Annotated in this window: 17 protein-coding genes, 1 tRNA gene and 1 pseudogene; 12 read left to right on the top strand and 7 right to left on the bottom strand. The window is 44.7% G+C overall.

Going from position 1 to position 14,029, the window contains the following annotated elements:
• Positions 1-71 precede the first annotated feature (71 nt).
• The 3 genes from C9889_RS04220 to C9889_RS04230 all read left to right on the top strand — a co-directional run bounded on the left by C9889_RS04220 (position 72) and on the right by C9889_RS04230 (position 1,798).
• Entirely contained in the window at positions 72-1,091 is a 1,020-nt protein-coding gene (locus C9889_RS04220) for an S-methyl-5-thioribose-1-phosphate isomerase (protein WP_129597412.1), read from the top strand.
• Positions 1,092-1,225: 134 nt separating this feature from the next.
• Complete coding sequence (locus C9889_RS04225) at positions 1,226-1,555, top strand: zinc ribbon domain-containing protein (RefSeq protein WP_225420097.1); 330 nt, start codon at positions 1,226-1,228, stop codon at positions 1,553-1,555.
• Positions 1,556-1,624: 69 nt separating this feature from the next.
• A complete protein-coding gene (locus tag C9889_RS04230) occupies positions 1,625-1,798 on the top strand; it encodes a preprotein translocase subunit Sec61beta (protein WP_123136418.1) in 174 nt (57 codons plus the stop codon).
• 30 nt (positions 1,799-1,828) lie between these two features.
• On the opposite strand, the gene C9889_RS04235 is transcribed toward C9889_RS04230, so the two are convergent.
• Positions 1,829-2,116 (bottom strand): signal recognition particle protein Srp19, encoded by a 288-nt coding sequence (locus tag C9889_RS04235; RefSeq protein WP_129599407.1) that lies wholly within the window; start codon positions 2,114-2,116, stop codon positions 1,829-1,831.
• Positions 2,117-2,230: 114 nt separating this feature from the next.
• On the opposite strand from C9889_RS04235, the gene glmM reads away from it, so the two are divergent.
• Positions 2,231-3,577 carry a phosphoglucosamine mutase gene (glmM, locus tag C9889_RS04240; RefSeq protein ID WP_129597415.1) on the top strand — a complete coding sequence of 449 codons (1,347 nt, stop codon included), beginning with the start codon at positions 2,231-2,233 and terminating at the stop codon, positions 3,575-3,577.
• A gap of 3 nt (positions 3,578-3,580) precedes the next feature.
• Here glmM and C9889_RS04245 read toward each other — a convergent pair whose 3' ends face one another.
• On the bottom strand, positions 3,581-4,174 hold the full coding sequence (locus tag C9889_RS04245; RefSeq protein WP_129597417.1) for an endonuclease dU: 594 nt from the start codon (positions 4,172-4,174) through the stop codon (positions 3,581-3,583).
• An 8-nt stretch (positions 4,175-4,182) separates the two neighbouring features.
• On the bottom strand, positions 4,183-5,472 hold the full coding sequence (locus C9889_RS04250) for a proteasome-activating nucleotidase (RefSeq protein ID WP_129597419.1): 1,290 nt from the start codon (positions 5,470-5,472) through the stop codon (positions 4,183-4,185).
• Between the two features lie 84 nt (positions 5,473-5,556).
• On the opposite strand from C9889_RS04250, the gene C9889_RS04255 reads away from it, so the two are divergent.
• The 3 genes and pseudogenes from C9889_RS04255 to C9889_RS04265 all read left to right on the top strand — a co-directional run bounded on the left by C9889_RS04255 (position 5,557) and on the right by C9889_RS04265 (position 7,288).
• Positions 5,557-6,039, top strand: coding sequence for a multiprotein bridging factor aMBF1 (locus C9889_RS04255; protein ID WP_129597421.1), 483 nt, complete (start codon positions 5,557-5,559; stop codon positions 6,037-6,039).
• 9 nt (positions 6,040-6,048) lie between these two features.
• A pseudogene (gene proC, locus C9889_RS04260) lies at positions 6,049-6,863 on the top strand (pyrroline-5-carboxylate reductase).
• Positions 6,864-6,946: 83 nt separating this feature from the next.
• Complete coding sequence (locus C9889_RS04265; RefSeq protein WP_013036774.1) at positions 6,947-7,288, top strand: DUF356 domain-containing protein; 342 nt, start codon at positions 6,947-6,949, stop codon at positions 7,286-7,288.
• Positions 7,289-7,335: 47 nt separating this feature from the next.
• Here the strand turns inward: C9889_RS04265 and C9889_RS04270 are convergent.
• From C9889_RS04270 to C9889_RS04280, 3 genes are all read right to left on the bottom strand, one after another.
• Positions 7,336-7,410 (bottom strand) — tRNA-His (locus tag C9889_RS04270).
• A gap of 263 nt (positions 7,411-7,673) precedes the next feature.
• Positions 7,674-8,450 (bottom strand): sulfide-dependent adenosine diphosphate thiazole synthase, encoded by a 777-nt coding sequence (locus C9889_RS04275; protein WP_129597424.1) that lies wholly within the window; start codon positions 8,448-8,450, stop codon positions 7,674-7,676.
• Between the two features lie 236 nt (positions 8,451-8,686).
• Complete coding sequence (locus tag C9889_RS04280; RefSeq protein WP_129597426.1) at positions 8,687-9,052, bottom strand: response regulator; 366 nt, start codon at positions 9,050-9,052, stop codon at positions 8,687-8,689.
• A 425-nt stretch (positions 9,053-9,477) separates the two neighbouring features.
• Here C9889_RS04280 and C9889_RS04285 point away from each other — a divergent pair, with 425 nt between their 5' ends.
• Both C9889_RS04285 and C9889_RS04290 read left to right on the top strand, forming a co-directional pair.
• Entirely contained in the window at positions 9,478-10,581 is a 1,104-nt protein-coding gene (locus C9889_RS04285; protein WP_129597428.1) for an AAA family ATPase, read from the top strand.
• A gap of 14 nt (positions 10,582-10,595) precedes the next feature.
• Positions 10,596-10,859: a hypothetical protein gene (locus C9889_RS04290; RefSeq protein WP_128754357.1), complete on the top strand. Its 264-nt coding sequence runs from the start codon at positions 10,596-10,598 to the stop codon at positions 10,857-10,859.
• Positions 10,860-10,879: 20 nt separating this feature from the next.
• Here C9889_RS04290 and C9889_RS04295 read toward each other — a convergent pair whose 3' ends face one another.
• The gene (locus tag C9889_RS04295) at positions 10,880-11,794 is read right to left on the bottom strand and encodes a ribonuclease Z (protein ID WP_129597430.1); all 915 of its coding nucleotides are present in this window, start codon (positions 11,792-11,794) and stop codon (positions 10,880-10,882) included.
• Positions 11,795-11,946: 152 nt separating this feature from the next.
• Between C9889_RS04295 and C9889_RS04300 the strand changes: the two genes are divergently transcribed.
• From C9889_RS04300 to C9889_RS04310, 3 genes are all read left to right on the top strand, one after another.
• Positions 11,947-12,324, top strand: coding sequence for a 30S ribosomal protein S8e (locus C9889_RS04300; RefSeq protein WP_129597432.1), 378 nt, complete (start codon positions 11,947-11,949; stop codon positions 12,322-12,324).
• A 26-nt stretch (positions 12,325-12,350) separates the two neighbouring features.
• A complete protein-coding gene (locus C9889_RS04305; RefSeq protein WP_129597434.1) occupies positions 12,351-12,842 on the top strand; it encodes an Lrp/AsnC family transcriptional regulator in 492 nt (163 codons plus the stop codon).
• A gap of 89 nt (positions 12,843-12,931) precedes the next feature.
• Positions 12,932-14,023 carry an aminotransferase class I/II-fold pyridoxal phosphate-dependent enzyme gene (locus C9889_RS04310; RefSeq protein ID WP_225419984.1) on the top strand — a complete coding sequence of 364 codons (1,092 nt, stop codon included), beginning with the start codon at positions 12,932-12,934 and terminating at the stop codon, positions 14,021-14,023.
• The last annotated feature ends 6 nt before the right edge of the window (positions 14,024-14,029 follow it).

The raw sequence follows: 14,029 nt of genomic DNA on the forward strand, positions 1-14,029 counted from the left end.
GGTGGAAGATATATATAAAGGTGTAAAATATCTCAACCAGACTTAATTAATTATCATCAGAGTGAAACATAATGAGAACAATTCAATGGAATGCTGAAAATTCTACCGTGAGAATGATCGATCAGACCCTGTTGCCTGTCGAATACAGGGAAATCGAATGTGAAAATCTGGCCCAGCTGTGTGAAGCAATCAAATCCTTGCGGGTCAGGGGAGCACCCGCATTGGCAGCAGCAGGTGCCTATGGTATTGCCCTTGCCAGCAAACTCAGCAGTGCAAATGACATGGAAAGCCTCCTGGAAGACCTCAAAAATGCCGCACGGATCATCCTGGCTACCCGACCCACAGCTATAAACTTGGGATGGGGAGTACACCGGGTGATCAAAGCGGTCTCTGAAGCCTACGACACCGCAGGCATACGGGATATAGCTCTCAACGAAGCACAGGCCATTGCAGATGAAGATGTACAGATCAACAAAACTCTCGGCAAACATGGTGCTTCCCTGCTGGAAGATGGGGACACCGTAATGACCCACTGTAATGCCGGCAGACTGGCCTGTGTGGACTGGGGCACAGCCCTGGGGGTTGTACGCTCCGCTGTGGAACAGGGAAAAGATATCAATGTGATCGCATGCGAGACCCGGCCTTTGAACCAGGGAGGCCGGCTTACGACCTGGGAATTGATGCAGGACAACATCCCGGTCAAACTAATATCGGATTCCATGAGTGGTTATGTAATGCGCCACGAGCTTGTGGACAAGGTGATAGTCGGAGCAGACCGCGTTACAGAAGATGCTGTTTTCAACAAGATCGGAACCTACAACCATGCGATCGTGGCCATGGAACACGAAATTCCTTTCTATGTGGCAGCTCCTGCCTCAACATTTGATTTCAAGGGATGGGAAGACAGCGTGAAGATAGAGGAACGGGATCCTGATGAATTGCGCTACATGCAGGGAGTACAGATAGCACCTGAAGATGTACCGGTGATCAATCCTGCTTTTGATAGCACACCTATGGAGTATATTGAGGCGATAATTACAGAAAGAGGAATCTTCAGGCCACCATTTTTGATAGATGAAGTAAGGACCTGAGAGCGCAAACTTTTAACTCAATAGGCGAGAAATCCCTTTCCGTAAGGTAAGGGATGAAAGCCGTGGTATAATAACACAATTGCATAAGTTATTTATATCGTTCTACACAAAGCAATGGTTATCTATCACGTTTCATCGAATTTCTCACCTATAAAGCAGAACTTATAGGTAAACAAGTAGTTAAAATTGATGAAAGATATACGTCAAAAACATGTTATGTTTGTGGAAAACAACATGATATGCCATTATATAGACGTGATATGACATGTGATTGTGGTAACGTTATTGATAGAGATAGAAATAGTGCTATCAATATCATGATACGTTACCTATCCAATTATGCCACCTGGACAGGCTATGAACATTTTGCTCATAATCTACGACAAACAGGGTTATTGACATTTGATGTATCCCAAATACATCCTATGAATGATATAACAACTCGTAGGAATCTCCATGCGTAAGCGTGAAGTAGTTCAAAGTATAAAATACAATCAGGGTACAAGTAAACAAAAGGAAAGAGATGGAAGAATATGGGAAAAAAGAAACAGAGTGACAACGGATTGATGTCTTCTGCCGGTCTTATGAGATACTATGAAGAGGACAAAAGGGCAATCCACCTGGACCCAAAAGCAGTTATAGTCTTTGGATTGCTTTGTGGAGCTGCTGTTATTCTATTAAGTGCCAGTTATGGTACCTGGCCATAAAATGTAATCCATTATAAAGAAAAAGGGCATTCAGCCCTGTCTATATTTTTTAATCGTTTTAGAGATCTTCCTTGACGTGGTACTTCTGGATTCATTCTTATCCACCATGATGCGTCCGCTTTTCTCCCACCAGGAACGTGGATAAGCTTTGTCTTTTTGGACCTCTGGATTAAGATCCAGGGATGCAGCTGCCTTTTCCATCTCTTCCAGATTCGGCTCCTTTACTGAACTTTTCCGAGATATAATTCTTCCTTCATTCCTGCTTTTGGAACGATCTATGGAAGCCGGCCAGATTACAAGCCTGCCTTCATCTTTCATTAGCATGATCCATAGATTGGAAGTCATTAAATATAATTCTTGGTGATAGACCACCCCCAGATAAACCTAAAATAGTAAAGTGGCATCTAGTATAGCAAGTAGGAGAGTTTACAAATGGGCCTGTTCGGAACCAATGGAGTACGTGGAATAGCTAATGAATTCATTACACCTAAATTTGCAATAGACCTTGCCAGAAGTCTGGGGACCTATCTGGGAGTAGATAAGACCGTAGCAATCGGAAGAGATACGCGTATTTCAGGAGAGATGCTAAAAGCAGCTGCAATATCCGGTTTACTTTCAGCGGGTATAAAAGTTATCGACATTGGGACCTGCCCAACCCCGTCTGTCCAGTATTATGTGCGCGACCATGCAGATGCAGGGATTGTTATTACTGCATCCCACAACCCCCGGGAATACAACGGCATAAAACTTATAGACGCAGATGGTACCGAGTTTTCCAGGGAAGGGGAGAAAAAGGTCGAAAATATCTACTATAGCGGCGAATTCCACTCTGCTGACTGGAACCTGACAGGTGAACTGAACAGGGATTATAATGCCAATGATTACTACATCAATGGAATAATTTCATCGGTCAATTCCACAGAAATCAGTGCAAAGCGATTCCGGGTGGCCATAGATACAGGATGTGGCGCAGGTTCTCTCACACTACCCCTCTTATTGCGCAAACTGGGATGTGAGGTCATAACGATCAATGCCCAGCCGGATGGCACTTTCCCCTGGAGGAATCCCGAGCCAACACCCGATGTACTGGGAGAACTCAGGGATATTGTCAAAAACTACGATGCTGACCTGGGAGTTGCCCAGGATGGTGATGCAGACAGGGCAGTCTTCTTTGATGAAAATGGTACATTCATTGATGAAGAAATACTGCTTTCCATGATGGCAAAATATGTGACCTCCGGTAAAAAGGGCCCAATCGTGACACCGGTAAGTTCATCCCGGCGCATGCTGGACATTGCAGAAAAAGCAGACGTGGAACTTCACTGGACAGCTGTTGGATCCATTAATGTAGCACGCAGAATGATGGAAATAGACGCTGTTTTTGGCGGTGAGGGGAATGGAGGGCTTATTTTCCCCGAACACCAGCATTGCAGGGATGGAGCCATGGCCTGTGCCAAATTACTTGACATAATGGCAGCGGGAGTGAAACCTTCACAGATGGCTGCAAATGTTCCAGAATACCACAATGCCAAAACAAAGGTGAAATGTGGCGATCTTAAAAAGACACTTGAAAACGTAGCCAGCCGTGTACAGGGAGAGGGAATTGAGATTGATACCACTGATGGTTTCAAGATATGGTATGAAGACGGGTGGCTACTTATACGCCCTTCCGGCACCGAACCAATTGTCAGGGTCTTCGCCGAAGCTAAAACAGAGCAAAAGGCAAAAGAACTGCTGGAAAGAGGAGAAAAGATAGTACTGGATTCAATCCAGGATTAAACATCAGGGTTTGCCGCGGGATTCACCACAAATAATACCGGTGGCAATGAGATGTGCAACCCTCAAAGGTTCAGGGATATTGCTATGTGTGGCACTTAACTGGACTATCCGGGTGGCGGAAATTTCATCGATACCTGCACACTGGATGTAAACCGGCGTAGGGGAGTGAGAAGTTACCACCCGGGATATCCTGCCTGCCTTTTTTATTATCGCAAACCTTTCATCCGGGTATTCCAGGTGATAGAGAGCATTTTTTATATTCTCAAAATCAGGCAGCGAGCGCATCAGCACAATCACACCCATTCCTGTGGATTCATTTAAGCACACAATGTCAATCGGATTGAAACCCCCGTATGTGACTCCATCCAGCATTATCACACGAGCCTGATTCCTGTGTTTGCTGGCTGATATCATCCTTATTAATGAATCGGTAGCATCCATACCATCCCTGGTAATGTAGGTGGATAACACTCCATCAAGCCACATACCCCCTCTGAAAAAAGTCCCTACCACAAGTATACGGTCACTTACCAGAGCTGAATCATCAATACCCAGGATCCTTATTTCCGGTTTTATATGAAAAAGAGAAAAGGGTATACCCCCTTTTAAACAAACATTGCACCCGGATGCTCATTTACCTGAGGTTGCCGGGGCTTTAAGACCTTATCGATGGCATCCATAAAGTCAGTCATTGTCACACTATCACGATCATTGCGCACAGCAAACATACCGGCCTCGGTAGTCAGTGCATGCAGATCCGCACCACTTGTATTTTCTGTAAGGCTGGCAAGTTTATCAAAGTCCACATCCCGGGCAAGGGAAAGCCCTCTGGAATGAATTCTGAGGATCAAACTACGGGCTTCTTTATCCGGCATCTGAACCTCGACCATCCTATCAAAACGACCCGGACGGATTATGGCAGGATCCAGGATATCCACCCTGTTGGTGGCTGCAATTATGCGAATATCACCCCGATTCTCAAACCCATCCATCTCTGCGAGAAGTTGCATGAGAGTGCGCTGCACTTCCCTGTCAGCACCGTTGGTGTCACTCAGCCGGGTTGCTGCAATGGCATCGAGCTCATCTATGAAAATAATGCTGGGAGCTTTCTTTCTTGCCATATCGAAAACTTCCCTGACCAACCGGGAACCTTCACCAATGTACTTTTGCACAAGTTCCGAGCCCACAACACGGATAAAAGTTGCGTCAGTACGATGGGCTACCGCTTTTGCCATCATTGTTTTACCGGTGCCCGGCGGTCCGTGCAGGAGCACACCTTTAGGAGGTTCCACACCTACACGTTCAAAAGATTCGGGTTTAATGAGAGGTAGTTCGACACATTCGATAATATCCTGGATCTGATTATCCAATCCACCGATATCTTCATAGCTTATATCCTGGGATTCCAGGACTTCCATTGCTGAAACTTCCGGTTCTTCTGTCGAGGGAAGAACATCCACTATGGATAGGGTCTGCTGGTTCAGGGCAACCCTGACACCGGCAACCAATTTGGACTCATCTATATACTGGGAAACCCCTACCATGAACTGGGGCCCGGAACTGCTGCGTATCAATACTTTATTGGAATCAATGACATCAATAATATTTGCCACGATCAAAGGAACAGTCTTAAGTTTGTTAATCTCAGAGCGAAGTTTGCGAACTTCTCGCTCATACTTCACTTTCTGGGATTCAACATTCTTTTTTTCAGATTCAATCTGGTCGCACTGCTCTTTAAGTTTGCTGTTGCGGGATTCAAGTTGTTTCATCCTGTCCAGAAGGTACTTTGAAAAGTCTTCGTCTCCTTCAGAACCTATATAATCATATTCTGCTTCGGACATATTTTTAAATCCGTAATTCCCCTGATTTACCGTATCATCACTGGTTTCGTTCATATAGCTCCGAATAATATTTAAGTCCATAGGTATATAGCACTTCGAAAAGAGGCATGGCAGCTTCCATGTAAGAGATGATTTTTTATGCAGTGTGAAATATGTGGTGCAGAGATAAAAGGGGAGCCTTTTAAGATAAATGTCGAGGGAAGCGAACTCAACGCCTGCAACCGATGTTCACAATACGGAACATCAGTAAGCACCCGGAAACCGGTATCCAGAAAGAATGCTCCTGTGCGGCAGGGGATCAAAAAGAGTTCAAAACCCAAAAAGAACCCGGTAACTGCTCCTACAGAAGAACTCATAGACGAATACGAACAAACCATAAGAGAGGCCAGGGAAGCAAAGGGCCTTACCCAGGAAGAACTTGCTTCCAAGATAAAGGAAAAAGCATCCCTGATCAAAAAGATCGAGAAGGGAGACATCGTACCTGAAGATTCGGTACGTACAAAGATTGAACATGCCCTTGATATCGAACTCACCGAGAAAGTGGGAGAAGACGACTGGGATACAAATACCCTGAACAGGGGCACTACTCTTGGCGATATAGTAACCATCAAGAAAAAATGAAGTGATATGATGCACCTCGAAAATAAGAAAGTCGGTATAATAGGGACCGGCAAGATGGGGCAAAGCCTTCTTAGAGGCATAATACGTGCAGGAAAAGCAAAACCCGCAAATATCTATGCCAGCGATGTTTATGAACCTGCACTGCAGGCACTTAAAAGTGAACTTGGAATTAACGTATCAACAGACAATTTTGATACAGTGGATAATTCAGACCTCATCATTCTTGCGGTCAAGCCCCAGATACTGCGCAATGCACTGAGAGGTTTTGCAGACCATATAAACGAAAACAAACTCATAATTTCAATTGCAGCAGGGGTTCCTGCATCCACTATTGAAGAGGAATTGCATGAAGATACAAGAGTAATTCGTGTGATGCCAAACATTGCCGCAACCGTCGGTGAAGCGGCCTCTGCAGTCAGTGCGGGGAAAAACGCATCCGCAGAGGATGCTGAAGTTGCAATGGAAATATTTTCAAGCATGGGTTCTGCTGCCCTAGTTCCTGAACATCTCATGGATGCAGTTACAGGAGTTTCCGGGAGCGGCCCCGCATATATTTTCCCCATAATCGAGGCCTGGCGGATGGTGGTGTGCTTGAAGGACTTGACAGGGAAAGTGCACAAAAACTAGCAGCCCAGACAGTACTAGGCGCAGCAAAGATGGTCCTTGAAACAAAAAAACATCCAGCAGAGCTCAAGGACATGGTGACCTCTCCTGCAGGGACAACCATTCATGGTGTTCATGCACTTGAGAAAAACGGAGTAAGGGCGGCTTTCACAGATGCAGTGATGGCTTCTGCAAAACGCTCCCGTGAAATGGGGAAATAATTCCCCACCTTTCCTGAAACGATACAAAAATTGATATAGTTGTATGATTTAATTAATTACAAAGCCTTCAACGGGGGGTTTGTATGAAATCCTTTGCGGTAATCAGGGGAGAAGACAAAAACAAAGTCAGGATTGCGCTGCACGATTTGCAGCAATACGGGAGCATGAAGTTCAGCTCCTGTCCAAAACGTATCGAACCAAACTATGCAGATACTCTTCTTGTAAAGGTCGTGGGAGTACCCTTGCGTTCAAATTGTAAGTTTGCAGCACTTGTGGGTCTGGAAAATAATGCCGGCTCTGCGATAAACAAACTGAGGAAAATACATCCACCAGCCCATATTGTAATAATAAGCCCCAGGCACGATGCTTACGAAGAGTTAATGGATAATTCTGAAATCTATCCTGAATTCGAAATAAACAATTAATGCTTTTAAAAACCATTAAAAAAGTTTTCCTGCGAAAATTAAAGAAATGGGGCCGGGACCGAGAATCGAACTCAGATCGTAGCCTCCACAGGGCTACAGGATAACCGCTACCCTACCCCGGCACAGTTAATAATGCCCTACGCGAGAACATTTTATATATGTATTTCTCTTAAGTGAACTACCCCACGCTTACGCATGGTGCTTCTTGCTTCATACTTTGAACTATTGTTCACAAGTCCACAAGCCCTTTCCCTCGTTCCGAAGGTGATGGACTATGCTAGTGTCAATACTATTTAAACATTATGTTAAAGCAGGGGAAAAGCATTCATTCCCCCCTCCCTCAAAGAAGGATTCTTCTGCTCAATAAGATAAACTTTTCTCCATATCAATCTTTCAGACGGGAAATTGCAAGCTGTGCTGCCTTTTCACCTGAGAGAAGCATTCCTCCAAAAACCGGACCCATCCGGGGAGAACCTGCAACAGCATTGGCAGCCATACCTGTAACTATCAAACCAGGATAAACCTCCCGGGTATTTTCCATTACAAGACGCTCACCAATATCAGCCCACATTGGTTTTTCACCCACTACCTCCTTGCCACCAAAAGCTCCGGGGATCTTGCGCTGCACAGTATTGCAGACAGTAGCCTCATGGCCGGTTCCGTCAAGTACCAGGCGAGAACGGATTGTGAGGGGGTCTACATGAAGCCGGCCTATTTCAACTGCTGTCCAGTTAATAACAAGCCCGCATACCTCATCGTTATCCCGTATCATAACATCTTCAAAACTTACCAGATTGAATATTTCGACTCCTGCAGAAACCGCTGCACTTATGAGTTTACCTACAGTACCAACCGAGTTTGCCACATAGTAACCTTCTTCATATTCATGATATGGCACATCAAAATCATCAAGAATCCTGCGCGCTTCTTCCTGGACCACAATCCGCGGAAACATCATGCCACCGCCCCACATACCGCCTCCTACAGAGAGTTTCTTTTCAAAAAGTACAGTCTTTAGTCCTGCTTCTGCAAGATAACGGGCAGCAACGAGGTTTGCAGGACCCCCGCCTACCAGGGCCACATCAACATCAGTATAGTCCAGAAAAACATTGGTAAATTCTTCAACTATCGCTCGGGTAATAATTCTTTCATCAAGTTCCATTATCCTGCCTCAAATGCTGCTAATTCTCTCATTTGATAGGCCACATAGATATTAAAACTATTGGGATATAGGAAAAACAAGACCCGAGAGTATGAAAAATATTGAAATATCCCTGACAAAAAGTGCCAGATGCCTATTGAAAAGAGATTAGAAGAAGTTGTATTGTAATGAATGCAAGAGTAAAACCCTTGTAAATGTATTTTTATTCCATCGCTGAAGTCCCGGAATGATTACAATCAATTCTCGACATAAGATGAGATGGTTTGTTGGAAGTCATGTATGTCGATTGGTTTGGATATATAACCCGCACATCCTGCATTAATAAATTTCTTATCATCGCCCCTCATTGCATGTGCTGTCAATGCAACCACAGGCGTATCTTTTGTATTTTCAATCTCTTTGAATTTTTCCAGAACATCAAGCCCATCCATTTTGGGCAGCTGCATGTCAAGTAAGATGAGATCTAAAATATTTTTCTCTGCAACTTCAAGAGCCTGTGGACCGTCTTCTGCCTGCATTACTTCATACCCATAAGACTCAAGCAAATCCACTGTAAGTTCCATGTTCATTGGATTGTCTTCAACTACCAGAATTGTGGCCATTCTTAGTACCTCTAAATATGATTTGATAATTATCGATATAGCTGCCTATTCCCGGAAAATACCTGACTGGTTTGATCACAAACTTAAATTGTAAAGCTATTGTAGAGTATGTTTTCACATATATATAGTAATAGGCATACGAATCACCAAAATTAATTCGTATAGCCCCCTAAATCAAATTAATCGTTGCTAACAGAACCACCATGACGTCTATTTGAATCAAGATGTTTTATTATTTCGAGAAGATGATTACGAGTAACTATTGTGATACCCATCAAAAGAAATACATCCCAATACTGGTTAATTACATCGGAAAGAGCGACTCCATCATAGTTTTCATATGGCCCTAATTTTAATTTTACAGGAAAATCTTATGGATAAACTTTAATACTGCAACACGACCCATATGACCTAAAGGAGAAAATATGGCAAGATCCGCACAACGTCCCAGTCTGAAAAAAATACCCCAGGAAGCAATCGAGGCAAAAGAAGCTACTGCAGAAATTGTAATTTTGCAACCTATTGGTTATCCCCTCTGTGGAATTATTGAAGAATATCCACGCATCGAAGAACCCGAACTTTTCGAATGTTATGCAAGAATGCAATGGAATGGTTACATTGCCCGAAAAAACGATTACCTCTTTGATCACCGAATGTTCCCTGATTTTGCATACAGAATCCAGGAAGTAAGACCCGAAGCTACAATAATAGGCCAGTCCACAACAATCGTAGTAAATCAGGAAGAGAAAGAAAAAACGGATATTGAATATCCCGTGGAAATTGAATTTGATGATATCGTCGGACAGGTTAAAGCAAAACGCAAATGCAAGCTCATCGAGAGATATCTGGAAGAGCCCGAAAGATTTGGCAAGTGGGCACCCCGTAACATCCTGTTCCATGGACCAGCAGGTACAGGAAAGACCATGGTCGCAAAAGCCCTTGCAAATAAAACTGATGTGGCATTCCTCCCGGTCAAAGCCACACAACTTATAGGAGAATTTGTAGGAGAAGGCTCCCGCCAGATACATCAGCTGTATGAAAGAGCAGGCGAACTTGCACCCAGCATCATTTTCATAGACGAACTGGATGCCATTGCCCTTGACAGGCGATACCAGGAACTCAGGGGCGATGTAGCCGAGATCGTTAACGCCCTGCTCACAGAAATGGACGGCATCAGCCAGAGAGAAGGAGTATGCACAATCTGTGCCACAAACAGGACAGCAGTACTCGACGGGGCAGTAAGGAGCCGTTTTGAAGAGGAGATCGAGTTTGTACTTCCCGGCAAAGAGGAAAGAAAAGAAATAATCGAACTCAATCTACAGACATTCCCCATAAAAGCTGAAGCTAACCTGGGCGAGCTTGCAAAACTGACCAACGGCCTTTCAGGAAGAGACATTGTGGAAAAAGTCCTCAAAAGTGCCCTTCACCATGCAATAATAGACGACATGGAAAAAGTTGAAGCACATTATTTTGAAAAAACTGCGTCCGGGTTGCAGAAAAAAGAAACCAATACCCACCTTTATGCCTGAGAAGAGGTGACAAAATGACAGAAATAGAAGAATCAGACAGGTTCGAGTGCAAAGTTGTCAACATAATAAACAACCTGAAATGGAAAGGAGTAATGGTCAAAGAGATAAAAAGTGGAGGGAATGTTTATTTTGCCCGCACTGATCCAAAAAGGGATTTGAAACCCGGGGATACCCTATACCTGGGAGTCAGGGAATTACCCAGCCAGATGGAAGAGATGCAGGCCGAAGTTACCCTTTACGACAAAAATGATGAGAAAATCGATTGGACCTTCATTTAAAAGCACAGGATTTCTGTCCATTATTCCCTATAGGGAACTTCAAATTCCATCAGGTCATCTGCCACACAGGTATTTTCGAAAACTTCTTTTGCCTCCTCCAGAAGTACTGAAGAATCGTCAGTATATCTTGAACTGATATGGGTCAGGATGAGCCGCTTTACCTCTGCTTTTTGTGCCACGTCTGCAGCCTCTTTTGCTGTCGAATGCAATGATTCACGGGCCCAATCCGCTTTTTCCTGTGCAAGTGTTCCATCATGAATTAATACATCCGCTTTTTTACTTGCTTTAATAATTGCCTCACATGGACGGGTATCACCAGTATAGATGAGTTTACGCCCCCTGCGGCAGGGACCTATCACTTCATTGGGGTGGACCATCCTGCCATTTACTTCCACCGATTCACCTTTCTGGAGACGGGAAAATAGTGGGCCTACAGGTACACCCAGCTCTTCAGCACGACGGCGGTCAAATCTGCCCGGCCGTTCATTTTCCACAAGAGCATATGCAAGAGAAGGAACACTGTGCTCACTTTCAATGGCATTAATCACATAACCTTCCCGGTGAACAGTGTCCCCGGCTTCGAGAGGTACTGCTTTGACCTCAAAATTCAATCGGCAGTAGCCAAGTAGTGCTACCAGTTTTACAAATTGTTCCACCCAGGCAGGACCGTATATAGTCAGTGGAGCATCCCTGCCGTGGAAAGAAAGAGTTTGCAAAAGGCCGGGAATCCCCAGCACATGATCTGCATGGAAATGTGTTATGAATATAGAAAAGAGGGACATCATGCCAGTCCTGGCCCGCATCATTTGCTGCTGGGTACCCTCCCCACAATCAAAAAGGAGCAACTCCCCATCCCTGTTGACCAGAATAGAAGAGGGATTCCTGTTTACAGTTGGGAGAGCTCCCCCGGTACCAAGGAACACTACACGAAGCATAATAAACATCATAAGTAAAAGCCTTATTTATGATTATCCAAACTCGTGAGAAGTATATATTCGAAAGGTTCATATACAATATTACAATTAATGAACTCTCCTAATAGCAAAGCTTAGTATTATACTTAAATCACAAAACAGAGGTTCCAATCATGATATCCCAGGGAAGATCAAAGAGAACGGCCACAGCTGCCAAGAGAAAAACAGCACGCGGAAAGAGGAAATACGAAATCGGCAGTGAACCTGCAGAAACACATGTCGCAGAAACAAGAAGGAAATCCGTAAAGACCAGGGGCGGCTCCCACAAAGTAAAACTCCTTCAGGAAAAAATTGCCAATGTCACCGATCCCTCGACCGGAAAGACAGCAGTAGTTACAATAGAGAATGTTACCGATAACGAAGCCAACGAGCACTACGTCAGGCGTAACATACTCACAAAGGGCAGCATCATCAAGACCGAACTTGGAGATGCCAGGATCACCAGTCGTCCTGGCCAGGATGGCGTTGTCAACGCAATTCTTACAAAATAAACAAAAATACAGGTGGCTCAAAGAGCATGGACAGACAAACAAGGGATATATTGGAGATCCTGGAAAATGATGCCAGGGCAAGCCATGAAGATATCTCCGCCCTTGTTGACATGACTCCGGAAGAAGTCCAGAAGCGAATCCATCAGCTTGAAAAAGCAAAGATAATCCGCAAATATAAAACAGTGATTGACTGGGAACTTGCCGGGGAAGACTATGTCTATGCAATCATTGAACTGAAGGTAACACTGGAACGCAAACAGGGATACCAGGCCATCGCAGAGAGATTATACCGTTTCCCCGAAGTGCGTTCTGTCAGACTGCTTTCAGGAGAACATGACATAGCCCTCACAGTCCGTGGCAAATCCATGAAGCAGGTCGCTTTTTTCGTTGCAGAGAAAATAGCCACTCTGGAACAGGTGCATAATACCGCCACCCATTTCGTACTTAAGACCTACAAAGAAGACGGGTTGATTATGGAAGAGCCCGAACATGTAAAACGTCTGCCGGTTTCCCCCTAAAGGAGGTATGAGAACTGACAGACACTTCACGCTTTGTAGCCAGTTATCTGGACAGGGTACCCCCTTCAGGGATCCGCCGCTTTTTTGACATGGTCTCCGACAATGAAGACATTATATCCCTCGGAGTTGGAGAGCCCGATTATATTACTCCCTGGCACATCCGGGAAGCCTGCATTCATTCACTGGAACAGGGAGAAACGTCCTATACATCCAACTATGGACTTGTAGAACTCAGGGACGAAATATCCAGGACTTATACCCAGAAGCAAGGATTATACTATGATCCTACATCCGAAATACTGGTGACATCGGGAGTAAGTGAGGCACTGGACCTGGCGGTGCGTGCTATCACCGACCCGGGTGACGAGATCATAATTGTGGATCCCTCTTACGTTGCCTATGCACCTGCAATCATTTTTGCAGGTGGAAACCCTGTTCCCGTACAAACATGCAGGGAAGACAAATTCAAACTTACCTCCGAAAACCTGAAAAAAGCAATCACTCCAAAAACCAAAGCCATCCTGCTCAATTATCCAAACAATCCCACCGGGGCCGTGATGGATAAAAAGGAACTGGAACCCATCGCAGACATTGTGGAAGAACATGATATAATGGTCATCTCGGATGAAGTCTATGAAAGGATGACCTATGACGCACAGCATACATGTTTTGCCTCCCTTGATGGCATGAGGCAACGCACCATAGTCCTCAACGGGTTTTCCAAGGCATATTCGATGACCGGTTTTAGAATGGCCTATGCACTTGCCCCTGCACCGGTTTTAGCAGCCATGATGCGCATACACCAGTATAGCATGCTTTGTGCCCCCATAACCGCACAGGTAGGAGCGATAGAGGCCCTCAAGAATGGTGAAGAAGAAGTGGAGAAAATGGTCAATGAATATAACCGGCGGCGCAGACTTATTGTCAAAGGATTCAATGATATAGGCCTGAAATGCTTCAACCCGGGCGGGGCTTTTTACGCATTCCCATCAGTTGCGTCCACAGGCCTGACATCGGAACAATTTGCCGAAAGACTACTTGAACAGCAACAGGTGGTTACCATACCAGGAGATGTATTCGGCAGTGCAGGAAATGGATATCTCAGATGTGCCTATGCGGCCTCCAGGGAAAACATCAAAGAAGCTCTTGAGAGAATCGAGACTTTCATATCAAACATATAAAGCCCA

Source organism: Methanohalophilus profundi, from assembly GCF_004137855.1.
Lineage (GTDB): Archaea > Halobacteriota > Methanosarcinia > Methanosarcinales > Methanosarcinaceae > Methanohalophilus > Methanohalophilus profundi.

What these genes read in the sequence shown, in the direction of transcription:
- C9889_RS04220 (WP_129597412.1), top strand. Translation starts at nt 72, where the DNA reads ATGAGAACAATTCAATGGAATGCTGAAAATTCTACCGTGAGAATGATC.
- C9889_RS04230 (WP_123136418.1), top strand. Translation starts at nt 1,625, where the DNA reads ATGGGAAAAAAGAAACAGAGTGACAACGGATTGATGTCTTCTGCCGGT.
- C9889_RS04235 (WP_129599407.1), bottom strand. Translation starts at nt 2,116, where the DNA reads ATGAAAGATGAAGGCAGGCTTGTAATCTGGCCGGCTTCCATAGATCGT.
- glmM (WP_129597415.1), top strand. Translation starts at nt 2,231, where the DNA reads ATGGGCCTGTTCGGAACCAATGGAGTACGTGGAATAGCTAATGAATTC.
- C9889_RS04250 (WP_129597419.1), bottom strand. Translation starts at nt 5,472, where the DNA reads ATGAACGAAACCAGTGATGATACGGTAAATCAGGGGAATTACGGATTT.
- C9889_RS04255 (WP_129597421.1), top strand. Translation starts at nt 5,557, where the DNA reads ATGCAGTGTGAAATATGTGGTGCAGAGATAAAAGGGGAGCCTTTTAAG.
- C9889_RS04265 (WP_013036774.1), top strand. Translation starts at nt 6,947, where the DNA reads ATGAAATCCTTTGCGGTAATCAGGGGAGAAGACAAAAACAAAGTCAGG.
- C9889_RS04275 (WP_129597424.1), bottom strand. Translation starts at nt 8,450, where the DNA reads ATGGAACTTGATGAAAGAATTATTACCCGAGCGATAGTTGAAGAATTT.
- C9889_RS04280 (WP_129597426.1), bottom strand. Translation starts at nt 9,052, where the DNA reads ATGGCCACAATTCTGGTAGTTGAAGACAATCCAATGAACATGGAACTT.
- C9889_RS04285 (WP_129597428.1), top strand. Translation starts at nt 9,478, where the DNA reads ATGGCAAGATCCGCACAACGTCCCAGTCTGAAAAAAATACCCCAGGAA.
- C9889_RS04290 (WP_128754357.1), top strand. Translation starts at nt 10,596, where the DNA reads ATGACAGAAATAGAAGAATCAGACAGGTTCGAGTGCAAAGTTGTCAAC.
- C9889_RS04295 (WP_129597430.1), bottom strand. Translation starts at nt 11,794, where the DNA reads ATGCTTCGTGTAGTGTTCCTTGGTACCGGGGGAGCTCTCCCAACTGTA.
- C9889_RS04300 (WP_129597432.1), top strand. Translation starts at nt 11,947, where the DNA reads ATGATATCCCAGGGAAGATCAAAGAGAACGGCCACAGCTGCCAAGAGA.
- C9889_RS04305 (WP_129597434.1), top strand. Translation starts at nt 12,351, where the DNA reads ATGGACAGACAAACAAGGGATATATTGGAGATCCTGGAAAATGATGCC.
- C9889_RS04310 (WP_225419984.1), top strand. Translation starts at nt 12,932, where the DNA reads ATGGTCTCCGACAATGAAGACATTATATCCCTCGGAGTTGGAGAGCCC.